Source organism: Streptomyces sp. NPDC018045, assembly GCF_044327445.1.
Classification (GTDB): Bacteria; Actinomycetota; Actinomycetes; order Streptomycetales; family Streptomycetaceae; genus Streptomyces.
Genome location: NZ_JBIRFL010000048.1, coordinates 1 through 21,259, shown reverse-complemented (window position 1 = coordinate 21,259; position 21,259 = coordinate 1). Strand labels below are relative to the sequence as shown.

Sequence of the window (21,259 nt, the reverse complement as noted above, 5' to 3'; positions counted from 1 at the left end):
TACCCCCTCCCCCAACCACTTTCCCCCCCCCCCCCGCCTTGCCTTTTTCCCCCCCCGGGCCCGGGGGGGGGGGGGGGGCCCCCCGGGGGGGGGGCCCCCCCCCCCCCCCCCGGGGCCCTGGCTTCACCCCTGCCACCCTCGCGGTCCGCGTGGCAAGATCGCCGGATGCTGAAGCTCACCGATTTCATCATCGACTGCCCCGAGCCCATGAAGCTCGCGGCGTTCTACGCCGAGGTCACCGGCGAACCCGTCAAGCCCGACAGCGACGACAACTGGGCCGGCATCAAGTTCGGCAAGATCGAGCTCGCGTTCCAGCGCGTCGACAACTTCCGCGCCCCGAACTGGCCCGACGACGAGCACCCCAAGCAGTTCCACCTCGACTTCGAAGTCGAGGAGTTCGAACCCGAGGAACAGCGCCTCACCGCCCTCGGCGCCACCCTCCGCAAGGACTTCGTCGGCGAGGAGGGCTACGGCTGGCGCGTCTACACCGACCCGGTCGGCCACCCCTTCTGCCTGTGCCGCAACAGGCGCGTCCAGTGGATCGACGGCGAGCCCGTCGGGCTCTGACGTACATCGGATGGGCCCCGGGACTCCGGGAATGGCCCCGGCGAGTACCTGGATCGCCCCACCCTGGGGTGATTGATCTCGATGGCGAGCCCCGGAAGCAGATGAACACGGCACCTGTGGATCATGTAGTTCTCTACGCTGCAAGATCCACGAAGGTGCCGTGTTCGTTCCTCCATCATCTCCTGTCGCTGTCCGTGCGCCTCAAGCGCCCTGCCTGGAAGCTCTCCGCGAGGGTGTGGCCAAGGACCAAGTCCGTCGCCTGGTTGCCGAGTTCGAGTCGGTCACCGATCCGCGAGGGGCCTGCGGAGTGCGCTACCGGCTCTCCTCTGTCCTGGCCCTGGTGGTCTGCGCGATGACCCCGTCCGGCCACGACTCGATCACCGCGGCGGCGGAGTGGTGCCGACGTGCGACGCCGGAGGAGCTGGCCGCCTTCGGCCTGCCCTACCACCCGCTCCTTGGCCGCTACCGGATCCCGAGTGAGAAAACCCTGCGCAGCATCCTGGGGCGGCTCGATCCCGGCGAGATCAGCGCGGCGGGGCACGACTACCTGCGGCCCCTGCTGTCCGCACGGTCCCGCCGTCCGGAGCCGGTGATGCCCGACGGCGGCACCGAGCGTGAACAGCGTCGGGCCCACCGGGCGGCCGCACGCGCCGAGCCGGTACGCCCCCGGCGGCGGGCGATCGCGGTGGACGGTAACGGGCTCTCCCGCGATTGGTCGTGAGGCGTGTTGGCCTGGCTCCTGAGGCAAGGGCCCGCTACGCGGAGCCGCGCTAGTAATAGCCCTTCGTGCCGTCGAGCAGCTCCCGGACGATGTCCGCGTGCCCCGCGTGCCGCCCCGTCTCCTCGACGAGGTGGATCAGCATCCAGCGGAGGTTGGCGCTGCCGGAGCGGAAGTCGGGGTGGCGGCCGACGTCGTCCGGGGAGGCCGCGGCGACGATCTCGTTGCTGCGGGCGCACTGGGCCTCGTACTCCGCGAGGAGCTCGGCGACGGGGCGGCCTTCGGTGTGCCAGTCGGCGTCCTCGCTCGACTCGTCGAACGACGGGTTCCGCTTCTCATCGCCGCCGAGGAACAGTACCTCCAGCCACATGTGCTCGGTCCAGCGCATGTGGGAGATAAGACCGGCCATCGTCATGACCGGTGAGGTCGGGATGACCGGGCGGTGCGCGTCCTCGTCGCTCAGCCCCTCGCATTTCCAGCGCAGGATCTGCCGCTGCAGGTCCAGCCAGCCGATGAGTGCGGTGCGTTCGTCCGCTTGGAGCGGGGGGCGTTCCAGTTCCGATGTCATGCCGACGCACGCTACCGGGGCGGTCGGGAGGGGACACCTGGATTTACGGGCTCTTCCACGATTGATGATCTCCGTCACGGTTGGGGACATCGGGGTGTTCGTGCGAGTTATCCGGGTTGTGATGACTCATCAGATCCGTGCGGTGATGGCGCATTCCGCGTTCTGCGGTGTCCCGGAGTGGCTCTTGGGCGAGCTGGTCACGGAGCTCGCTGCGCGCTGGGAGGCCCGCTGCGAGTCCGAACGCCATGACCGTCGTCACGGTTCGCGCCGACGTGAGGCGGGGGCCGGGCCGAAGTATGAGCTGGTGTTCACCGACCGGCTACTGGCCACGCTGGTGCACCTGCGGACCGGGCTCACCCATGAGGCGCTGGGCGTCATCTACCAGGTGGGCAAGTCGACGATCGGCCGGGCGGTGGCAGAGGTGAGGCCACTACTCGCGGCCCGCGGGTTCGCGGTGCCGCAGCGCCCCGGGCTGCGGCTGCGCACATTGGAGGACGTGTTCGCCTATGCCGAGGCCGAGAGGGTGACCCTGCGGATCGACGGGATGGAGACCCAGGTGAGGCGCCCCAAAGCACACCGGCCCGGGCGACGTGCGTTTGTGTCGGGCAAGCGCAAGCAGAACACGGTCAAGACGACCACGATCAGCGATGGGCAGGGCCGGACCCTGTGGTCCGGAGGGGTGCGTCCGGGCCGGATGCATGACCAGACCTGCGTGCGCACCGAGGGCATCGCCGAGCAGTTCCGCCTCCACCCCGGCGTGAAGGCAGAGGTGGACGACGGCTACCGGGGCCTTGCGAATGAGTTCCCCAACCAGATCTCCGCCCCGCCACGACGACCGAAGGACCTGGACGACCTGCCGGTCACCGAGTACTACGGCTGGCGCGAGCGCAAACGCCGCCAGTCCTCACGCCGGATCTGCGTCGAACACGCCAACGCCGAACACCGCCAGTGGCATCCGCTCCAGAGATACACCGGGCGACGTGACACCTACGGCGAAACCCACGCAGCGATCGCCGGCCTGGTCTCCGACCGCGCCGCCAAGCGCACCACCCAGCGCCGGACGAGCACCGAACCCGTGCCCGTCCGCCCGATGACCTGCTGAACCAACCACCAGCCGAACCTCCAGGCCAACACGCCTCACGACCAATCGCGGGAGAGCCCGTAACTTCCTCACCAACAGCGCCGATCAGCGGAACGTCAGCCGGGCTCTCCTTCGGCAGCAGCCGAGACCGTCCGACGGGCACGCCGCAAGCGCAGGGCCCAGGCCACCAGCGCGGTGACCAGCGCCACCGCGAGTCCGCCGAGGAATTCTGGAACTGCGGCCACCAGCAGCTCCGGAACGGCGCTCAGGTGGCTGGTGCATCCCGTGCTGGTCGCTAGGACTGCTTCGTTGATCTTTGTCGACATTGCGGAACGCCTCCGTTGTTCGGAACACCTCACGGTCGTTGTCGACCGCGCAGCCAGCTTGCTCAGGACGGACGGCGCCCCCAACCCGCGCTGGGGCAGGCTGGGACAGCTCGGGGCATTACCCCGCTGGCTGAGGGCCCGATCTGGGAGAATCGCAGGTGTCCCGGACCCGCCCCAGGGACGCGCCTGAGGCGCCCTTGGGGCAGGAGATCAAGGAAGGCCAGCAATGAGCAGCTCTCAGGGAGACGGCACCAATGCAGCGCTTGCGCTCGCCGGCTTTCTCCGGACTCGGGCTCAAGAGGCGTGCCTCAGCGCGCGTGAGATCGCCCGCGCCTTCCAGCAGCGGGCCGACCGGGAGCAGGCGCGGGTCGCGGCGGGGACGGCCAAGCCGGCCGACCCAGTGGGCGGGATGAGTTTCTCGAAGTCGCACCTCGACCGCCTCTTCAAAGGCGGTGCCGCGCTGCCGTCCGTCCGGTTCCTCGAGGTCTTCCTAGAGATCACCAGTGACGCCGCCAACTTGCCTCCGCAGCGCCACCAGGCGCTGCGCCAGGAGGCGACGGAACTGCTGACCAGGGCTTGGCGGTTGCGCACCCGCCAAGCTGTGCTGCCGCAGCCACAGCCGCACCCTGAGTCGCCCACCACCTCGGCGGCCATCGCTTCGCTTCAGGCGCAGCTGGACCTCGAACGGGCGCATCGCGCTGGGGACCGCCTCCGCCACGAGCTGAGCGAAACTCAAGCGCTGATGGGCACGCTGCTGCAGATCATCGACGCGCTACGGGACATGATCACCGAGCTCGATCTCGACCTGTTCGGCGCACCACGCGCCGCGGTGCGGACAGTTCCGCGATCGCTGGCCGAACGGCAGCGCACCGAGGCAGTCGAGTACAAGGCGGCGGCGGAGGCAGAGTACGGCCGGGTCGACCACCGGCGGCGGGTGCTGGAGCTGCTGTGGGACCAAGCGCAGGGCAACCTGCGGCGACTGGCCGCGCACGCCGATGGTGAGCACCTGCGGCCCCTGCCTGACCTCCCGCCTCTGCCGACCTCGAACGTCCTCTCCCACGGCGTCCACGCCGAACCCGCGCTCGCGGACATCGCGACCGCACTCAGCCGGGTCCAGGCGTACAACGACGCCGAGGAGCAGAAGATCAGTGATCTGCAGGGCGCCCTCGCAGACAACGTGCCTCTGGCCCCTGACGACGAGCTGGCGATCCTGCTAGCCGCCACCCATCTGAGCGACCCGCTCGCCCGCGACGCCGCCCTGCGGACTGTCCTGTCGACTTGGGCCCACCACCCGAGCACTCGCGACACCCTTCTGCGACTCGTCTACGACGACCAGTCGGCCATCCGCCATCGGGCGGCGTGGGGCTTGGCAGCCGCCTGGGCCGGGAATCCCAAGGCCCGGGACGCCATCGTGGCGTTGGCCGGTGACCCGGAGAGCTGCGTCCGACAGACGGCGGCGCTGGGGCTGGTGCACGGCTGGGCGGGCGACCACGCCGCGCGTGATGCGCTGGCCCAGCTTGTCCAGCACCAGGATCCGGGAGTCAGGCAGACAGTGGTGCAGGCCCTGGTTCAGGGGTGGGCGCATGATTCGGTGGTCCGGGACTGCCTGGTCGCTCTGTCCTGCGACAGCGACCTGCTGGTCCGAGCGGTCGCCGCGAAATTCTTGGCCGAGGGTTGGGCCGACGACGGGGTCGCACTCGCCTCCCTCACTTCCCTCTGCGACGATCCGGCGGAGTCCATCCGCTGGATCGCAGTGCAGGGGCTCGCACGCCGGGGCTCCGTCTCGGCCACCTCGCTCGTGACGACCAACGCCATCCTCCAGGCTGCCGAACTGCCACTTTCCTATCAGGAACTCGGGACCCTGCCGGTCGCTGCGGCGTTGCGCCAAGGAATCGTCTTCCACGAGGGAATCACCGTGCTTGTAGGTGCCAACGGCACTGGGAAGACCCTCCTGCTGAACGCCTCGGCTCTGTCGATGAATTCGAAGCGCTCCGCTCTCCCGATTGGCGGACGGACCTTGCTGAGCAAGGACCTCGCCAAGCACCTCCAGATCACCTGGAACGGCCGACGGGAGACGTACAGTTGCCACTACATCAATGACCGCACTGTTCCGGCTCACGACCGTTATGCCTCCGGGCTGGAGAACTACCGGGCACACCTGCGCTCCCTAGTCGAGTCCGACGGCACGCCGAACAAAATTGTACTAATCGACGAGGGTTTCGGGCCCCTGCTTTCCACCTCTGAACACGAGATCATTGACGAGCTCGTGGAACTCGCCGACCGGGGCTTTCAGCTGATCGTCGCTTCGGCGCAACCAAGCTGGGCCGCCTTCTCTGTGGCCCGAGTCATCGCTATCGACCAAGGCGCCAGCCGCACCGCCGCCTTCGATCCAACGAAGTTCCCCGGCGGCCCCCCGCTGTCGATCTAGGTGTATTGCTCTGCAGCGTTACTCCCCCACACCGCCTGTCGGCAGTTTTCCGCCTCCTTCCGGTGGCATGCCTTCCCCACTCACGGCCGATTTTCACCGGCTGGGTCTCCCGGACCAGTGTCTCTCTCTGCGGGTCCCTTGATCCAATCCGTTCTCGTCGACATACACCTTCGTCACACCATACCGAAATAAGCACATGTCGAGATGGCCACTTGCGTGCGGCGCAAGCACATTCGATTGCCGCGATCGATGTGGCCCCGCACTCTGAGCTGTCGAATATGCCGATGTCTCTATCGCTTTCGGGGGGTTGATCATGGAGGATGCGCTGAACATCATGGAGGTCGCCACGGGCGGGGCGGCCGTGCTTGTCGCAGAGATGGCCAAGAGCGGCTGGGCGTCGTTCCGCGCGGGGGTGGCGCGATTCTTCGGACGGGGCGGCGAGGAGAGGGCGCAGCAGGAGTTGAGCCTCGTCGACGCTGCGCATGCCCGGCTGACCGAGTCTCCGGAAGGCGAGCGCGACGCCGTGTCCGAGGCTCTGCGGCAGCAACTGTTCATCCAGCTCGCGGCGTTCTTGCAGCATCACCCCGAGGCGGCGGCTGATCTCCAGGCCCTGGTGGACGGGGCGGATTCGGCGGAGGAGGGGCACCGGGTCCAGGCCAATGTGCAGCACAACACCAACAGCCAAGTCGTCATCTCCGGCGGTTCGCTGAGCGCCAACAACATCACCTACCGGACGACTGGTGATGACAAGTGAGCAGTGAGGCCGGCCTCCTTGGCGGCATCCCGCCCGTACCTCCCGTCCCTCCTGATACACCATCCGCGGGCGTAGCCGGGGGCATGAAGGTGAAGGTGGAGGGCAATGAGCGCTCCACGATCATCGTCGCGGCAGGATCGGTGACGATGACCGGGAAGCAATTGCTGCCCGTCACGCCCATCTCTGAGGCCGATCTCCATGTGGTGCGCGCGGCGTGGGTGAGCATCGGGTCCCAAGGCGAGCCCACCACTGCCGTGACCACCGCCGCGGCGCTGCTCACCGGCGAGGGACCGGCGCTCGCGGTGGTCGCCGGCCCGCCGGGTTACGGCAAGCGCACTGCGGGGGTCAGAGCGCTGTGGGAGGCAGCGCGGGCCCAGCAGGGGGCCGAAGGCCAGCTGCCCGCGCTGCAGGAGATCCGGCCCGACTGGGACGACCCCGAGGCCCCGGACATCTCCGTGCTGCCCGAGGAGCCCGGCACCGGCTACCTGCTGGACGTCGCGGCGGAGATCGGCACGTGGAAGGACCCGGTCAAGGTGGCCACGGCTCTGGTGGCGTACGCCGAGACGCTGCGCCGCAAGAGGTCGTTCATGGTCGTCGTCTCCAACGAACGGGGCTGGCCGGAGGGCGCCTCGGGCACTTTGGCGCACGTGGTCGCGCGGGCAACGGTCCGGCCGGACGCCCGCCGGGTGGCCATCGCGCACCTGGAACACGTCCACTACAAGCGCGACCGGCTCGCTTGGCTCCGCACCGACACCAGCAGTGCCGCGCCGGCCGACACAGCCTCCCACCTGCTGTCCCGGAGGAGCAGTCCGGGCGAAGCTGTCCGGCTGGTCGCCAAGCTGGCCGCCGCGGAGTACTCGCCGCAGGGCCTGAAGGACGCTGTATCCGAGTTCCAGGAATGGCACGACGAGATCAACAAGGTGTTCGACGAGACTCAGAACAATGCTGACGACCGGGCGCTGTTGATCGCTTCCGTCTTCCTCAGCGGCGAGGACGCCCTCACTGTTCAAAGCGCGGCCCGCAAGCTGCTGGGCGAAGGCGCGGAACAGAAGGTGCGCACCATCCTGACCGGGCCGGACCTGACGGCCCGGTTCGAAAGCGTCAACGCGCGCGTCAAGGAGCGCCGCGCCACCCTCGAAGACAAGCCAGGGTACGCACGGGCTGTACTGCTCCACCTGTGGCAGCAGCGTCCCGACATCCACCAACCTCTTCTGGCATGGCTCAGCGACCTGACATCACCGCAGCAACCAGGCGCCAAGCGCCTCGGACCGATCAGTGACCTGTTGGTCGAGCTGGCCAAGGCACAGAACGACATCCGAGTCATCGACATGATCCGCGACTGGATCGATCACAGCGACGCCACCGAGCACCTGAAACTGATCGCACGCGTCCTGGCCACCGCCGCAGAGGCGGACGCCCTCGGCCCCACCGTGCGGGCCCGGCTGCTGAAGTGGTCCCAGAACACCGACACGTCCGTGGCCACAACCGTTGCGCTCGTCTGCCAGACCATGTTCGCCGACCGCTACCCCCACCAGGCACTCGTACGCCTGCGCCACATCCTGGGGCGCACCGATCGGGACGCTGCCGTCACCGCGGCCGAACAGGCCCTACGTTCGATGGCCGGCCAGGACCACCAGCTCCCCCTCGTGTGGGACACGATCAGCAAGTGGGCCGTCGAGCCCCGCCATCTGGCCGGCCACCGCGCTTTCCTCTCCCTCCTCGACCCGAGCACCGACCCCTTCGCCCTCCGGGTGATGCTGGCAGCCGCCGAGAAACAAACAGAGGTCAAGGAGGCTCTGATCCAGGGCTGGAGCGCAGTGCTGTCGGACGAGCGGGTCAATCCTGAGGCTGGGGATCTGCTCATTGCCTGGGCCCACGCCCGGGCGAATGACGACTTGGTCCCCGCCGACCTGGTCACGGACATCCTGCGCCAAGTCGTCGGGCGGCACCTGATGTCCACGCCGATCTCCGCCCTCGTGTTCGGTGAGCCGGACGTCCGCTACGACGCGGCCGTCATCGACCTGCGCAAGGAGCTTCAGCTCCCCACAGCGGACGTGCTGCCTACAGCCGGCTCACCGTGGAGGCCCTGATCCGTGGCCACCAGTCGTTGGGCGCGCCGTCGCACCCGTAGAGTATTGCGGCGCGCCTGCCGCTTCGACGTACGCCTGCCCAGCCTCCATGACGGCATCGCCTTCGCCGCGCGGATCTCCGTCATGGAGGTGAGCGAACCCCCATATCCGCAGCCTGTCGAGGAGACCGCCGCGCAGATACGCCAGGTGCTGCGCAAGGCGGCCATCGAGTTCACCCGCACCTGCGACCCCGCCGACCTGGCCTCCGCGCACGATGCGCTCGGTGTGCATCTTGGCCGTCCACGCTCCCTGCCCAGCAGTCCGCCCGTCGTCTTTAACGCCGCGCTCGCGCTAGATCTTCTGCCCGACGACCGGTCCGCCGTGGCGGCACTGCTCGCCGCCCAGCGCAGACAGACAGTTGCCGATGTCCTGCGCCGGCAAAAGACGGAGGCGCTGGCCCGGGAACTCACCGACCCAGCGGCCGTCCTGGCACGGTGGATCGAGCAGGACCACGCCGACTGGGCCACGGCGCTGTCCGACACTGCCGCGCGTGACATCGCTCAGTCCTTCGCCCAGTATCGCCCGGCACACGAACGGACCGCCGAGTTCGCGGCACTCGAACTGATCAGGGATTTCCTCGACAGTTTCTCCGACCCGTCTCAGAAGCAGATGCTCTACGCGCTCCTGGCAGGCGGCATGCACCACGCCAACCGCCCCGAACACGCGGCGAAGGCCGCCGCTCTACTCGACGGCCGGACCCCGCCCGCACCGGATGGCGAAGCGTGACTCACCGCCTAAGCCGTGAAACGCCCCGCAGGCGTATTCCATGAGTACGAGCGCGCTGCGTTGGCTGCTGTCGCCCCGTACCAGCTGGCTCGCCTGGCGCCTGGCGCGAGCCAGCTGCGGCAACCTCTCCTTCGACGCCGCCTGGCGGCACACCCGAGTCCACCTGCACCCCGACGAAGCCCCCTTCCGCCGCCAGGGCCACCGCCCAGGCTACGTAGGCAAGCGGCCGGACGCTGAATCCTGATTTCCGGCCCGTAAGAGGTCCTCTCAGAAACGCCCGATACCTCAAGTCTCTTCGTCAGCCCCGCCACTCAAACAGCACCAGCAGCATCCAGCGACCCAGGCGCTGCACCTCCGCCAGGGCTTCGAGCCGTCCGGCACGGGCTTTCGACGGCTGAGGCCAAGATCCGGACCATACACGGACCAGCACTCCCCCAACGGCGCTCACAGCCAGTAACACAGCAGGTCAGCACCACCATGCGCCCTGTACCCCCAGCAGACGAAGAACCTGCTGGGGGTGCGCAAAGTCGGGGAGCATGGCCGCTGATCGTCATGCAGCTCCCCGCAACACAGCTTGACCGGGCTTCGCATCCGATCGCCTGACCAGCGACGCAGCACACCTGACAAACCATCAGGACGAGCGCCAGATGAGCGTCACGAGCGTCAAGGTATCGCCCGTAACGCCCACACCGCGCACCCACAAACCCGCAGGCCAGGCACCCCTACCAGCCTTCTCCAAAATCATCACACACTCCACATGATGCGTAACCGGAAACACGTGGAGGCAATGCCGACGGCCCCAACCGGCAATGCTGGCACCGACTAGACCCGTTCCAACTCATCCCTAACACTGAGCACTGAGCAAAGCAGGTTATCCGCAAACGACCGGTTTCCCAAACCGGCGATTCCTCGGATTATTGGTAGTCCACCGCTTCTTCCTGCTTCCCCACTCACGGAAGCAACCAGACCCGAAAGGCACTGCGGACAGGAATGCCCAGCCAGAGCAGCACGACGCATCATGACCCGTTCAGCCCTGAGCACATCCGCGCCACCTGGAGCGGGACCGCGAGCGTCGAGGACGCCGCCCAGGCGTTCGGCTTGTCGAGGTCGAAGAGCTACGACCTTGTTCGCCGCGGGGAATTCCCATGCCGCGTACTGCCAATAGGCCGTACCAACCGCGTCGTCACCGCCTCGCTCCTCCGGGTACTCGAGAGCGGCGAGCCGGAGTACAACAGAACCCCCGGTGCAAAGCCCAACCCGTCGTAACCAGCTGCACGACGGCGCCCCGCCGGAAGAAGCCGGCGGGGCCTCTTCATATCAGGTCCCCGTCTGCGCAGGGCCTCGTGGGAGCAAGCCGACGGAGAACCTCACACGTCACGGGCGATTACACGCCTGTCACCAATCCCATGGATGCGCTCACGTCAAGAGGCCCTGTCCTGGACATATGCGCTGCCTCTGAATCACGTGGACGTCCTGGCCAGCTTCTCCGCCATGTGCCACGGTCGCCCGGCCCACGGCGAGGGCCTTCACGCGGGTGTAGATCCGGTCTTCGGCGCGAGCGTCGCCCACGGCGGTCGGCGATCCATCACCAGGATGGGGAAGACACGGGTGGGAAGTGCAGGCGACCGCCATGCGCGGCCACTCCCCGCCCGAGAGTTCGTGTCCTACCAGGAACGGGCCGCGATGTGTCGAGCGCGTGGGCGGGCGGCGATGACACTGTCGGCGCCGGGAGCTCGACGGCGGCGTGAGCGGCTGTGTCGCCTTCGGAGCGGGGCTGGCTGAAGGTGACGTTCTCGCATGCGGCCAGCGCGTGTGGTCCTGCGGGGCGAACGCCACCGGGGCGAGAACCCCGGCTGGGCCGGCATCCGCCGGGTTCACCCCGTCCCGTAGCACCAAACCACTGGTGGTGAGGGACAGGTTGGTCAGGATGCGGGTGAGGCTGCTCTTGCCGGTGCCGTTCTCGTTGACCAGGACGGTGATTCGTCGCGCTTGAGGTCCAGGTCGATGCCGTCGAATGCGGGGGCGGCGGCGCCGGAGTAGGTGAAGGAGATGCCCTCGGCGGTGAGAATCTGCGGTCCATCGTCGGCGATGGCGAAGGTGCCGCATCGGATCGTCCCGGCTTGGCTGCGGTCAGGGAACGGGTCCATCGTGCAAGGTCAGCGAGGGCCGCGATCGCGAGCTCCATGCGTCCGGTGGTCACCAGGAGTACGAGCACGGCTCAGGTGGTGGTGTGCCCACCGCGGTGAGGGGGTCGCCGGCCCCCGGCGCGCGAAGGGCCTGCCGGATGGCCTTGAGCTGTTCGGCCTCCAGGCGGTCAGAGACGGTCCGGTACTGGCAATCAGGAGGCCGACGACAGTGCCCGCACGGGCCTCGTCCGCGATGCTGCGCTCCGTACTGTACGAACTGAAGACGTCGCGGAGTCGGGAGCCGGCGAGACTGCAATGGTGGGTGGCGTGCTCGATCCGCGCCCCGCGTACGACACCCCACGGCACGGGAGCACGGACAGAGAGAACCCAACCGGTTTCCTGGCTCGTTCCTGTTCGAGCCCTCATCCAGCAAACTGGGCCTTGTGCTGCGCTGAGCGATAACTACTGATCTTTAACTCGTGTTGTTCGTCGGTGGGGTGACGCCGGTCGGTCTGGGGGCTATGCCCTGGGCATGAGGTATGCGCAGGGCGGTGGCATGAGTGACGCCGAGCGGGTGCGGCGTGAGCGGGTGCGTCTGCGCGCGGCCGAGTTGTTCGCGCTGGGCCGCAGTGATGTGGAGGTGGCCCGGGAACTGCGGGTGACGCGGATGTCGGTGAACCGGTGGCGGCGGGCCTGGTGTGGGGGTGGCAGCGCTGCGCTGGCCTCGAAGGGTCCGCCGTGCCGGCCGCGGCTGGGCGAGGCGCAGTTCGCCAGGCTTGAGATGTACCTGCGGATGGGGCCGGCCGCGCACGGCTGGCCGGACCAGCGCTGGACCCTGGTACGGGTCAAGACGGTGATCGGCCGCACGTTCCATGTCACCTACTCGGTGCCCGGGGTGTGGAAGCTGCTGCGGCGGCACGGCTGGTCCTGCCAGGTGCCCCTCCGCCGCGCGATCGAGCGCGACGACGGCGGCGTCGAGGTATTCAAGGGCGAGGTGTGGCCGCAGGCAAAGAGATTGCGGCAGACCTGGGCGCCTGGGTCTGCTTCGAGGACGAATGCGGGCGCACCATGATTCCGCCGCGGGCTCGCACCTGGGCGCCACGCGGACGCACTCCCGTGGTGCGTGTCCCCGGCGGCCGGGTGTCCGTGGCCGGCCTGTTGTGCTACCGGTGCGGACATCGGTCCCGGCTGATCTACCGGCTGCACATCTACCGCCGCCGACGCGGTGAGACACCCGGCTTCGCCTGGCACGACTACCGCGATCTGCTCATCGCCGCCCACACCAGCTCGGCGGCCCGCTCGTGGTCGTCTGGGACAACCTCAACCGCCACACCTGCGCCGAGATGACCGCCTTCATCGACGGCAGCCGGCCATGGCTGCGTGTGATCCGGCTGCCCTCGTACGCGCCGAACCTCAACCCGGTCGAGGGCATATGGGCCGAGCTGAACCGCAGCTCTCTCACCAACCTCGCCGTCCGCAGCCTGGACGAGCTCATCACCGCAATCAGGCACGGGCTGAAACAGATGCAGTACCGGCCCGACCTTATCGACGGCTGTCTCGCCGAAACCGGGCTCAGCCCACCGTAACTTCACGCATTAAAGATCAGTAGTCACGCTCGTCGCAACCAGATTCACCTGCGATAAGCGACTCAGCTGGCACACCGGGATTCTTAGCACCGACTCGCCAATGCGTCAATCCAGCTTATTTTTTCGAATGCCAACCTTCGCGAGCTCGGCACCTCCGTGCGGGGAATACCGACCTGCAACTTGTCTTTACTAACCGCACCAGTGGAGCGCGAGCTCGCCGCCCCGCAATGGGAACAAAAGTATGCCTCTTCACTCGAAGCGAGTATTTTCCGGATAAGCATGTCACTCCTCAGCTTCCTGGTGCCAAGATGCTTCCTGTTCCTAACCTGCCGATGCGGGACGTCTGTTGGCCGATGAGTCGACGTACGGCCGCGACTCCCGAAAGGCCTCAGCCATGCCTTCATCCCCGGAATCTGACCCTCCTCTCGACGAATCCACCGAGGAGAGCCGACGAAAAGAGCGGGAACTGGCCGAAGCTGAGGTGAGGTCGGCACACCGCGAGCGGATTATGAACCGGCTGCGAATCCTGCAGTTGTTCTTCTCGCTGATCGGGCTCGCGACAGGCAACCCGGCTTACCGGTGGGCGGCCAGCTGCGCCCAGTGGGCCATGGAACGTTTCCGGGACTCCGAGTGATGTGAGGTAGAGCATGAGCGAGGTCAATGCCGATGGACCGTTTCCAATTCCGGTATCCCGGGAGGACCAAGAGGCATGGATCAAGGCCGTGCTGGCGACCGAGGGGGTGAATCTGCCCCGTGGTGCACTGGAGAACGTCGCCCCCTTCATCGTTGATCCCGACGACACGCTGAGTGAGCCCGACGCCCGCGGTGTGCGCACTCTCAAGGCCAGCACGGTCCGGCGCATCCGCACAGACGCCGGTGACATGGTCGTCGCCGTCGTCCGGATGCACGGCGTCGGCGGTGTGCAGTGGGGACACAACGAACGGATCAGCTCAATCTGGCGCTCCGTCGCGGATCCGACGGTCGGCCGGGAGACGGAGCGGACCTTGGCTTCGGTCCGGCCCTGGATGGGCGTCGACGACGATGGACGCAAGAAGTGTTTCGCCGCACTCGAAAGCGTCGTGGCCAACCGACATATGTTGATCATGAACGCTGAGGACGCGGCGGACGAACTGAAGAGGCGAGACCGCCTCCGCCCTTACGACCTTGAGGAAGACCTCGTCCTTAACGGGCAACAAGACCCCGGGATGTACGTTCCCCAGCAGGTGAGGATCGAGGAGAACCCGGAGAGGAACGCTGACGGCAACCCTCTGTATCCGGGCGCCTATTGGGGTTGGATGGCAGTTCGAGGCAATAATCGCACACAGAAGCGACAGTCGATCTTCCGTTTGACATCCAGTGAAGTGCTGGCCGGTGTCCCCGCCGAGAAACTGGAGCGAGAGGGGGACGAGATCATCTGCGACCCTCGTGACTGGCTCCCTGCATTCTCCGCCGTACTCAACAGGGAGTTCGCGGAGACGGGCGACGGCGAACTGGATCCGACGAACGGCTCACGCGCGCGACGCGCCGCGGCCATCGCCGTGGTGGAAGCGCATCTGGTGATCGGCACCCCCACTCCGCAGCGGCTCTACCGCATCGTGCAGATGAACAACCGGCGCGATCACGTCCACCCGCCGCTGGAGTTCGACGCCCTCGACCGCTCGCGCGCGCTGGGGCGGAGCGTTCTCGGGATGTACGTGGCGCAACAGGTTATGGACGAGAAAACGGCAGAGGTCCTTTCCGGGCTCGCGCCCATCCGTGAACTTTCGGGCGCGTTGGCGGACATGGCTGTCTCCGAGCTGCGAGACCTGCGCTCCATGAGGTTGTTGCAGGAACTGTTCCCGGTGGATCCGCGCAAGCGTCATCTACTGCGGCGCGCGCTCAGCGAAAACCCGCCATCTCAGCTCAAGTCGGGGGAAATCAACCAGCGGGCGCGCACATGGTCTGCATTGACCTCCGAGAGCTACCCGGCACCATGGAACCCACGAGTGGGCCAGGTCTTCTCGACCCGGGCCCGGGAGGGAATCGTCCTCTCCGGACGCAGGCTGCCAGATCTGCTCGCCGCCGCGGACACCGATGACGACGCGTTCGACGAACTTGTATCCTATAGGGCGGCGCACTGGCTGGCCTCCTTCGGCATCATCGAGGCCGACCGAGGCTCACTCGACGGCCAGGAGGCGATCGGCGACGCAGGGGAACGGATTCGCCGATCTCGCAGGACCGTCATGAACTGCCTGCAGGCCCTGCGGCACGAAAAGAGCCGGATGATGGCGGTCGGCGTACTGAAGTCGCTGGCCGCAACCATGGATGACGGAGACCGGCGGCCCTGGCGCGTCAGCAGCTCCGGCAAGGAGATGGTGGGGCGGGAGATGACACCGCTCTGGTTCGACAGCGAATTCCCCAAGGACACCGGTACCCGGCCCCGCAAGACAGTAAATTCTGCACCACCATTGCTCGCCACGGCGACGGTGCCCACCCCCCTCCCTTCGCCTACACTGCCCGCGCTCTCACCCATGACACCTACGCCCTCACTCGTGACATCAGTCCCTGTACAAGCCACCGCGCCGCCGCCCGCCCCTGCAGTCTCGGCCCAATCCGAAGCGCCCGCCACCGATGAGACTGACGAAGCCGATAGCTCCATGCCCTCCCCCGAGGAACCACTAAGCCTTGAGACACTGGTGGCCCGGGTCGAGGAACGGATCCGTGCCCTGCACGCGGCCTCCACCGAAGTCGGCGAACTCCTCGGCCACCTCGCGGACCAGAGCCGAGCGGCGTCTGTCGCCCAACCCATCGGCCGACGCCAGGCCGATAGGACCGTGCGCCTCCTGAACCAGACGCTATCCAGGCTGCGCAGACTGCCCGAGTTCATGGAGGAGATGACGGAACCCGTATGACGCAGTTCGTCCGGCGAGGCACGAGGTGGAGTGGAACGGCGAGCGTCAAGGACGCCGCCGAAGCGTTCGGCTTCTCGAGATCGAAGAGCTACGACCTCGTTCGCCGCGGAGAATTTCCATGCCGCGTGCTACCACTAGGCCGCACCGCCCGCGTCGTCACCGCCTCGCTCCTCCGCGTACTTGAGAGCGGCGAGCCGGAGTACAACGGAGCCTCCAGCGCAAGCTTCAATCCGTCATGACCAACTGCACGACGACGCCCCGCCGCAGCAAGCCGGCGGGGCGTCGTCGTAGCAGGTCCCCGTCTACGCAGGGCCCCCTCCGGGGCAAGCCGACGGGGGGCCTCACGTGTCACTAGCGATCACAGACGTGTCACCAACCCCGGAGACGCTGCCGCGTCACAAGTCCCTGACCTGGACTTACGCGCTCGCCCCGGACCACCTGGACGCCCGTGGACGGTCTCTACAACCTGTGCCATGTGGTACCAAGCGCCGCACCCAGAACCAGGCAAGGTGCGTCTTCGGGCCCGTCAGAGCGGTATTGCAGGGTCTTCACCGTCGTCTCACTCACCCGCCTGACCCTCTCATCTGTCACAAGATGTCACATCGCCAGGGTGAACCTAGCGGCTCTTGTCTACCTTGCACCGGCAGATCGGAGCACTGCCGACGTCCTTGAGCATCCAGGCATCTGTTGACTGGCGTACTCGTGACTGCGTCGGCAGCGCGGGCGCGCGCCCGTAAGAGACTTGGCTGCAGCCGGACTGGACCTCCTGAGCATCGCTACCGGTCCACAACCGGTAGCCGGGCTCCGAGTCCGCCTCAACTCTGCTGGCCACACGGCTCGGCAAGTCGCCCGGCGGGCGAACCGCATGACTCACCCTTGCTCCTCCGGCGCATTCCCGTGCAGGCCGTCCCATGTGGTGGCGGCTCCTCGGAGGTCCTCCACATCCGGCTTGACGTACCACCTCTTGGTCGTCTTTGCGTTTGTGTGTCCGGCCCATCGGCCGAGGATGTGGTCCGGCACGCCGTTGTTGGCCAGGAAGGTGAAGCACGACGAGCGAGCGTCGTAAAGCCTGACACGGCGGAGGCCGAGAATCTCCATAAGCCGGTACGCGCGCCGACGAAGTTGCTTGATCGTGAAGGCTTCTCCCGACTCATGTACCACCACGTAGCCAGACACGACGTACGCCTCCCCCAGAGCAAGCCTCTCCTCGGCCTGGAGAGCCCGGAACGCTCTGAGGGCGGCTAGCACTGGAGCCGGAAGCGGCAGGTCCCGCTCCCCCGCAAAAGACTTGGTGTCCTTCTCCACCACGTAGCGGTTGCCCATCATCGTCCGCGTGTTGGCAATGGTGATCGTGGCGTTCTCCAAGTCAACGTCTTCCCACCGAAGTCCGCAGACTTCAGCTGGACGAAGGCCCATGAGTGAAAGAAGAAGCGCAGCGTAGAGACGTTCTCCCCTGATGCCGTGAATGAACTTCTGCACCTCTGGGACGTTCCAAGGCCGCACGTACTCCTTATTTTTCCGCTCAGATTTGCGTGCCCTGCGGGGGATCGTGACGTGTGCAGCTAAATTGACGTACACCAACCGCCGGGTAACGGCTCTCCCCAGAGCTTCCTTCAGTCGAGCGAGACTCATATCCACACTCGTGACACTGAGTGGCGTACCCGCCCTCTTGCCGCGCACGCGACCATGCGCCAGAGCCCAGTCCCTCCACTCCTCCACGTGCTCTTCAGTGAGATCCTGGAGGCGGATCTTACCAAGCCTTCCCCGAACTCGATCCAGGGGGATTGTGTAGTTGTAGATAGTGGTCTCTTCGAGGTCATCGGCTTTCATCGCCAGCCACCGATCGAGCCATTCATCCACGGTGATCTTGTTGGGCGACACGAACGAGCCCTCGTTTCGCCGGTTAGATATATTCGCGTACTCAGCTCTCGCCTCCTTCAACGAATCGAACGTGCACCTCAACTGCTTACGCCTCCCGGTTTCAGGGTCGACTCCTGCGTCGACGACAAACCGATACCTGACCTTCCCTTTGGAGTCCGGCGGAAGTTTCTTGATGGGATCGGGCAGAAGGCTCACTCTCCTCGAATGCATGGAAACAACTGCGCTTCACCACCTACGCCAATGAGGGGATAGGTGAATGGGCTACACCGTCCGCTACGGCTCCACCGCCAAGCACAGCCGAAGACGAACAACACCACTGATCCGGACGGTCCCCGGTTTCGCTAACCGAGGGGCACCCGTTGTGGATCGCCCAGCAGGACGCGCTCCTAACCTTTGCCGACGCTCTCGCACCCGCAAGGACCAGTTAGGCAACGCGTACTGACCTACCCGCGCCAAAGCCACCACCAAGCGCCAGCGCGGACAGCGTCAATACTCCGCGCAATCACCGGTTTGGCTAACCGGTGATCGTCGGCTATGTTGCGTTCCCCGCTCCCCGGGACATGTCTCCTCTCTCCATCAGCCGGTACGCGTTCAGGTATCCGAAGCGGACGACGGCAACCACCCGAACAGCTCGGAGAGCACAAGTCGACAGAACAGACTCCTCATGTCGCCCGGTGAGCTGCTGGCGAGCCCTGGTTTTCCGGGGGTGTTATACATTCACTTAGCCCCGGGGACAGTTCCAGTCCTTTGCGGCTCCTTCTCGTCTGCCGTGGGCGAAACAGCGGCTGGCGGCCCGCACGATGCGGTCGGGAAGCGAGAATGCCGGACGCCGAGGCCCGGCTGCCGTCCCGTCACCGATCGAGTCCTCGTACTGGGCGCGGCCCACCACGGCGACATCGCCTCGATAGCGGCTCGGCTGGGACGACATCGCGGTTACTGACTTTGTCTGCGCGATGTCGTTAGGGAAAGTCCGGTCGCAGTGAGGCAGCTGTCGATGATGTCGCTGCGGTATTGAATCTGGCGGAGCCGTCGGCGGAGGGCTGCGAGGAGGTGGTCGGGGTCGGTGAAGGCGGTGTTGGCCTGGCAGCGCCTGCGCAGGAGTGACCAGATGCCTTCGACGGGGTTGAGGTCGGGTGCGTAGGGCGGCAGGTAGTGGGTGGTGATCCAGTCGTGGCTGTCGACGAAGGCACGCAGCCGGGCGTCCTTGTGCACATTGAGGTTGTCCCAGATGAGAACGATCGGGGCGCCGAGCTGGTGGTAGGCCGCGATGAGCAGGTCGCGGTAGTCGGTCCAGGTGAAGCTTCGGCGCTTGGCCTCCTTGTGGGCGCCGTGCCGCTTGGGACGGAAGATCAGACGGGAGCGTTCGCCGTGCTTGTAGCAGGTCAGAGCGGCGATGGAGAAGCGTCGCTGGGAGCGTCCGCGCACGTGGACCAGCGGGGTGTGCCCGCGCCTGGCCCAGGTGCGGCGAGTCGGCGGCGTCATCGAGAACCCGGCCTCGTCCTCGAAGCAGAGCCAGGCCCCGCACGCCGCCGCGGTGCTTTTGCCCGTGGCCAGGTCTCCTTCAGCCAGCCGGTCACCTTCTCCTCGACGCGCTCCAGTGCCCGCCGGGCGGGCATCTGATGGCTGAAGCCGTGCCGCCGCAGCATCTTGGCGATGGCGGAGAGGGTGAAACTCTTGTGGAACCGGCGCCCGATGAGCGTCTTGATTCTGGCCAGGGTCCAGGTCTGGTCCGGCCAGCCATGCGCCACTGGCCCCTTGGCCAGCTCTTCTTCCAGCACTGCGAACAAGCTCTCGCTGAGCCCCGGCCTGGACGCCGGCCCCTTTGAGCGCAGGCCGCGCTGGCCTGCGGCTTCCCAGGCCCGGCGCCACCGCTGCACCGACCGGACGCTGATCCGCAGCCTCTTCGCGACCAGATGGTTGCTCTGTCCGGCAGCGAACATCCGGGCCGCTTCCATGCGAATACGTTCGCGAAACGCCTGCCTTTCGGCAGTCAGGCCACCGCCTTGCGGATACCTCATATCTCGGGCGTACCGCAGCGATCACCACCTGTCAGCCCTGACGACACCGCGCAGACAAAGTCAGTAGCAGGATGGCGGAGACTGATCCTGGCAACCAGGTCGGGGGGCCTTTCTCGTTTCCGGGCAGGCGCGTGCATCCCGGCCCCGACCCTTCCGTCTTCGCCCGTTCCCAGGAAGGCGAAACTCCTATGCGACTCTCCGCAACCCGCACTTCCCCCGGCCCCACTGCCCTCCGCAGCAGCAGGCGGGTTCTCCGCCGTCGCGGCACGGCCCTGGCCTCGGCTGTGCTCCTGTCCGGCCTCGGACTGGCCACAGTGCCGACCACCCCCGCCTACGCCCTGCCCCCCGGGTGCACCGGCGCCGAAACCCCCGGAAATGACCGCATCGAATGCCTGGTCCTGCTGCCCGGCCAGAGCATCAACAGCGGAGCCGGCCAAGATCTCATCTTCGTCGAAGGCGACGCCGCCGGCACCATCAATGGCGGCGACGGTCACGACCAGATCCGCATCTTCGGCGTCTCCGCCGCCGGCACCATCAACGGCGACGACGGTCACGACACCGTCATCCTCTACGGCGCGTGCCTGGGGGCCACCCTGAACGGCGGCAACGGTGAGGACGATCTCAGCGCTGAGAGCTCTGCCAGCGTGAACTGCCAGCTGAACGGCGAGAGCAACAACGACACGTTGGAGATCGCTACCGCAGGCACCGGCAACATGAACGGCGGCCCGGGCACCGACACCTGCATCCAGAGGGGTTTTGTCGCGCCCGCCACCAAGACCAACTGCGAACTCCCCTGACCCCGCACCTACAGGCACCCAGTGATACCCACAGCCACCCAAGTCCCGGCCCGGACCGAGCGTTCCCATGGCGGGAGTTGCTGGTCCCACCCCGCGTGTCACTCACTCGCTCGCCCACTCCGAATCCAGGTTCGAACACAGGCTCTGAGCTTGTTCCTTAACCTGTTCCGTCACGTTCGGTGATACTCGCGGGGCGTTTGACGGTCTTCCCGACGTCGTAGCGGGTGGTGGGCTGCCGGTTTCTGGAGCCGGGTGGACGTCCGGGGCCGGGGCGGCTGGGTTTCGGCCCATGGGCCGGGTGGGCGAGATGGGGGCGGATGTGCCGGAACCCGCAGCGGACGCGGGTCGGCGTGAGGGGCGTACCGACCGTGGTGCTCTTCTCCCAGGGTTTGCGCTGGTCGGCTGTTATCGGCACGGCGAGGCGGAGCTGAGTGTGGGCAGAGATCACCAGTCATGTCCAGCGGTCAGCTGCCTGCGGGGCGCGTAACCGCGGCCTTGTCCAGCCGAGGGACTGCTTGAGCAGGCGAAAGGTGTGCTCCAGATCGAATCTGCGCAGGCAGCAGGACTAACGAGTTGGTGCGTGATAGCGGGTGGGCATGCTCTGGTCGTGAGGGGCATGGTCGATCGGGCGGTCCTGGCGCATCCGGTGTTCATGGGCATCTC

The 21,259-nt window shown here is 66.7% G+C and carries 19 protein-coding genes and 3 pseudogenes; 14 read left to right on the top strand and 8 right to left on the bottom strand.

Annotated elements, in window-relative coordinates:
* The first annotated feature begins 165 nt into the window (after positions 1–165).
* Together ACH4EB_RS37710 and ACH4EB_RS37705 are read left to right on the top strand one after the other, a co-directional pair.
* On the top strand, positions 166–567 hold the full coding sequence (locus ACH4EB_RS37710) for a VOC family protein (protein ID WP_398353009.1): 402 nt from the start codon (positions 166–168) through the stop codon (positions 565–567).
* Between the two features lie 160 nt (positions 568–727).
* A pseudogene (locus ACH4EB_RS37705) lies at positions 728–1,270 on the top strand (transposase family protein); the annotation flags it as partial.
* Positions 1,271–1,337: 67 nt separating this feature from the next.
* Here the strand turns inward: ACH4EB_RS37705 and ACH4EB_RS37700 are convergent.
* Positions 1,338–1,853: a DinB family protein gene (locus ACH4EB_RS37700; RefSeq protein WP_361620230.1), complete on the bottom strand. Its 516-nt coding sequence runs from the start codon at positions 1,851–1,853 to the stop codon at positions 1,338–1,340.
* Positions 1,854–1,974: 121 nt separating this feature from the next.
* Between ACH4EB_RS37700 and ACH4EB_RS37695 the strand changes: the two genes are divergently transcribed.
* Positions 1,975–2,955, top strand: coding sequence for a transposase family protein (locus ACH4EB_RS37695; protein WP_398353012.1), 981 nt, complete (start codon positions 1,975–1,977; stop codon positions 2,953–2,955).
* Positions 2,956–3,050: 95 nt separating this feature from the next.
* Here the strand turns inward: ACH4EB_RS37695 and ACH4EB_RS37690 are convergent, their stop codons facing one another.
* A complete protein-coding gene (locus tag ACH4EB_RS37690) occupies positions 3,051–3,260 on the bottom strand; it encodes a hypothetical protein (protein WP_398353008.1) in 210 nt (69 codons plus the stop codon).
* A gap of 226 nt (positions 3,261–3,486) precedes the next feature.
* Here ACH4EB_RS37690 and ACH4EB_RS37685 point away from each other — a divergent pair, with 226 nt between their 5' ends.
* The 6 genes from ACH4EB_RS37685 to ACH4EB_RS37660 all read left to right on the top strand — a co-directional run bounded on the left by ACH4EB_RS37685 (position 3,487) and on the right by ACH4EB_RS37660 (position 10,563).
* On the top strand, positions 3,487–5,688 hold the full coding sequence (locus ACH4EB_RS37685; protein ID WP_398353007.1) for a HEAT repeat domain-containing protein: 2,202 nt from the start codon (positions 3,487–3,489) through the stop codon (positions 5,686–5,688).
* A 313-nt stretch (positions 5,689–6,001) separates the two neighbouring features.
* Positions 6,002–6,442 carry a hypothetical protein gene (locus tag ACH4EB_RS37680; protein ID WP_398353006.1) on the top strand — a complete coding sequence of 147 codons (441 nt, stop codon included), beginning with the start codon at positions 6,002–6,004 and terminating at the stop codon, positions 6,440–6,442.
* An 83-nt stretch (positions 6,443–6,525) separates the two neighbouring features.
* Positions 6,526–8,532 (top strand): hypothetical protein, encoded by a 2,007-nt coding sequence (locus tag ACH4EB_RS37675; protein ID WP_398353005.1) that lies wholly within the window; start codon positions 6,526–6,528, stop codon positions 8,530–8,532.
* Positions 8,533–8,535: 3 nt separating this feature from the next.
* The gene (locus ACH4EB_RS37670; RefSeq protein ID WP_398353004.1) at positions 8,536–9,297 is read left to right on the top strand and encodes a hypothetical protein; all 762 of its coding nucleotides are present in this window, start codon (positions 8,536–8,538) and stop codon (positions 9,295–9,297) included.
* 40 nt (positions 9,298–9,337) lie between these two features.
* Complete coding sequence (locus tag ACH4EB_RS37665) at positions 9,338–9,541, top strand: hypothetical protein (RefSeq protein WP_398353003.1); 204 nt, start codon at positions 9,338–9,340, stop codon at positions 9,539–9,541.
* A gap of 746 nt (positions 9,542–10,287) precedes the next feature.
* Positions 10,288–10,563, top strand: coding sequence for a helix-turn-helix domain-containing protein (locus ACH4EB_RS37660; RefSeq protein WP_398353002.1), 276 nt, complete (start codon positions 10,288–10,290; stop codon positions 10,561–10,563).
* Between the two features lie 150 nt (positions 10,564–10,713).
* Here the strand turns inward: ACH4EB_RS37660 and ACH4EB_RS37655 are convergent, their stop codons facing one another.
* On the bottom strand, positions 10,714–11,223 hold the full coding sequence (locus tag ACH4EB_RS37655; RefSeq protein ID WP_398353010.1) for a hypothetical protein: 510 nt from the start codon (positions 11,221–11,223) through the stop codon (positions 10,714–10,716).
* Entirely contained in the window at positions 11,220–11,444 is a 225-nt protein-coding gene (locus ACH4EB_RS37650; RefSeq protein ID WP_398353013.1) for a hypothetical protein, read from the bottom strand. Before ACH4EB_RS37650 ends, ACH4EB_RS37655 begins: the two co-directional genes overlap by 4 nt.
* Positions 11,445–11,955: 511 nt before the next feature.
* Here ACH4EB_RS37650 and ACH4EB_RS37645 point away from each other — a divergent pair.
* The 4 genes and pseudogenes from ACH4EB_RS37645 to ACH4EB_RS37630 all read left to right on the top strand — a co-directional run bounded on the left by ACH4EB_RS37645 (position 11,956) and on the right by ACH4EB_RS37630 (position 16,139).
* Positions 11,956–12,495, top strand: a complete 540-nt coding sequence (locus ACH4EB_RS37645; protein ID WP_398353000.1) for a winged helix-turn-helix domain-containing protein — start codon at positions 11,956–11,958, stop codon at positions 12,493–12,495.
* Positions 12,492–13,009 (top strand): annotated as a pseudogene (locus ACH4EB_RS37640) (transposase). Before ACH4EB_RS37645 ends, ACH4EB_RS37640 begins: the two are co-directional and overlap by 4 nt.
* A gap of 647 nt (positions 13,010–13,656) precedes the next feature.
* The gene (locus tag ACH4EB_RS37635; protein ID WP_398352999.1) at positions 13,657–15,900 is read left to right on the top strand and encodes a hypothetical protein; all 2,244 of its coding nucleotides are present in this window, start codon (positions 13,657–13,659) and stop codon (positions 15,898–15,900) included.
* A complete protein-coding gene (locus ACH4EB_RS37630; RefSeq protein ID WP_398352998.1) occupies positions 15,897–16,139 on the top strand; it encodes a helix-turn-helix transcriptional regulator in 243 nt (80 codons plus the stop codon). The genes ACH4EB_RS37635 and ACH4EB_RS37630 overlap by 4 nt, the downstream gene beginning before the upstream one ends.
* Before the next feature lie 631 nt (positions 16,140–16,770).
* On the opposite strand, the gene ACH4EB_RS37625 is transcribed toward ACH4EB_RS37630, so the two are convergent.
* The 3 genes from ACH4EB_RS37625 to ACH4EB_RS37615 all read right to left on the bottom strand — a co-directional run bounded on the left by ACH4EB_RS37625 (position 16,771) and on the right by ACH4EB_RS37615 (position 19,799).
* Positions 16,771–17,976 (bottom strand): tyrosine-type recombinase/integrase, encoded by a 1,206-nt coding sequence (locus ACH4EB_RS37625; protein WP_398352997.1) that lies wholly within the window; start codon positions 17,974–17,976, stop codon positions 16,771–16,773.
* Positions 17,977–18,714: 738 nt separating this feature from the next.
* Positions 18,715–19,263 (bottom strand): IS630 family transposase, encoded by a 549-nt coding sequence (locus ACH4EB_RS37620; RefSeq protein WP_398352996.1) that lies wholly within the window; start codon positions 19,261–19,263, stop codon positions 18,715–18,717.
* Positions 19,260–19,799 (bottom strand): winged helix-turn-helix domain-containing protein, encoded by a 540-nt coding sequence (locus ACH4EB_RS37615; protein ID WP_398352995.1) that lies wholly within the window; start codon positions 19,797–19,799, stop codon positions 19,260–19,262. Before ACH4EB_RS37615 ends, ACH4EB_RS37620 begins: the two co-directional genes overlap by 4 nt.
* Positions 19,800–20,113: 314 nt before the next feature.
* On the opposite strand from ACH4EB_RS37615, the gene ACH4EB_RS37610 reads away from it, so the two are divergent.
* Positions 20,114–20,596 carry a hypothetical protein gene (locus tag ACH4EB_RS37610; RefSeq protein WP_398352993.1) on the top strand — a complete coding sequence of 161 codons (483 nt, stop codon included), beginning with the start codon at positions 20,114–20,116 and terminating at the stop codon, positions 20,594–20,596.
* Positions 20,597–20,753: 157 nt separating this feature from the next.
* On the opposite strand, the pseudogene ACH4EB_RS37605 reads toward ACH4EB_RS37610, so the two are convergent.
* A pseudogene (locus ACH4EB_RS37605) lies at positions 20,754–21,152 on the bottom strand (transposase); the annotation flags it as partial.
* Positions 21,153–21,259 lie beyond the last annotated feature (107 nt).

Coding starts and splice junctions, on each gene's coding strand:
- ACH4EB_RS37675 (WP_398353005.1), top strand. CDS start 6,526: ATGAAGGTGAAGGTGGAGGGCAATGAGCGCTCCACGATCATCGTCGCG.
- ACH4EB_RS37615 (WP_398352995.1), bottom strand. CDS start 19,799: ATGAGGTATCCGCAAGGCGGTGGCCTGACTGCCGAAAGGCAGGCGTTT.
- ACH4EB_RS37660 (WP_398353002.1), top strand. CDS start 10,288: ATGCCCAGCCAGAGCAGCACGACGCATCATGACCCGTTCAGCCCTGAG.
- ACH4EB_RS37710 (WP_398353009.1), top strand. CDS start 166: ATGCTGAAGCTCACCGATTTCATCATCGACTGCCCCGAGCCCATGAAG.
- ACH4EB_RS37680 (WP_398353006.1), top strand. CDS start 6,002: ATGGAGGATGCGCTGAACATCATGGAGGTCGCCACGGGCGGGGCGGCC.
- ACH4EB_RS37690 (WP_398353008.1), bottom strand. CDS start 3,260: ATGTCGACAAAGATCAACGAAGCAGTCCTAGCGACCAGCACGGGATGC.
- ACH4EB_RS37700 (WP_361620230.1), bottom strand. CDS start 1,853: ATGACATCGGAACTGGAACGCCCCCCGCTCCAAGCGGACGAACGCACC.
- ACH4EB_RS37685 (WP_398353007.1), top strand. CDS start 3,487: ATGAGCAGCTCTCAGGGAGACGGCACCAATGCAGCGCTTGCGCTCGCC.
- ACH4EB_RS37635 (WP_398352999.1), top strand. CDS start 13,657: ATGAGCGAGGTCAATGCCGATGGACCGTTTCCAATTCCGGTATCCCGG.
- ACH4EB_RS37630 (WP_398352998.1), top strand. CDS start 15,897: ATGACGCAGTTCGTCCGGCGAGGCACGAGGTGGAGTGGAACGGCGAGC.
- ACH4EB_RS37620 (WP_398352996.1), bottom strand. CDS start 19,263: ATGACGCCGCCGACTCGCCGCACCTGGGCCAGGCGCGGGCACACCCCG.
- ACH4EB_RS37650 (WP_398353013.1), bottom strand. CDS start 11,444: ATGGACCCGTTCCCTGACCGCAGCCAAGCCGGGACGATCCGATGCGGC.
- ACH4EB_RS37665 (WP_398353003.1), top strand. CDS start 9,338: ATGAGTACGAGCGCGCTGCGTTGGCTGCTGTCGCCCCGTACCAGCTGG.
- ACH4EB_RS37645 (WP_398353000.1), top strand. CDS start 11,956: ATGAGGTATGCGCAGGGCGGTGGCATGAGTGACGCCGAGCGGGTGCGG.
- ACH4EB_RS37695 (WP_398353012.1), top strand. CDS start 1,975: ATGACTCATCAGATCCGTGCGGTGATGGCGCATTCCGCGTTCTGCGGT.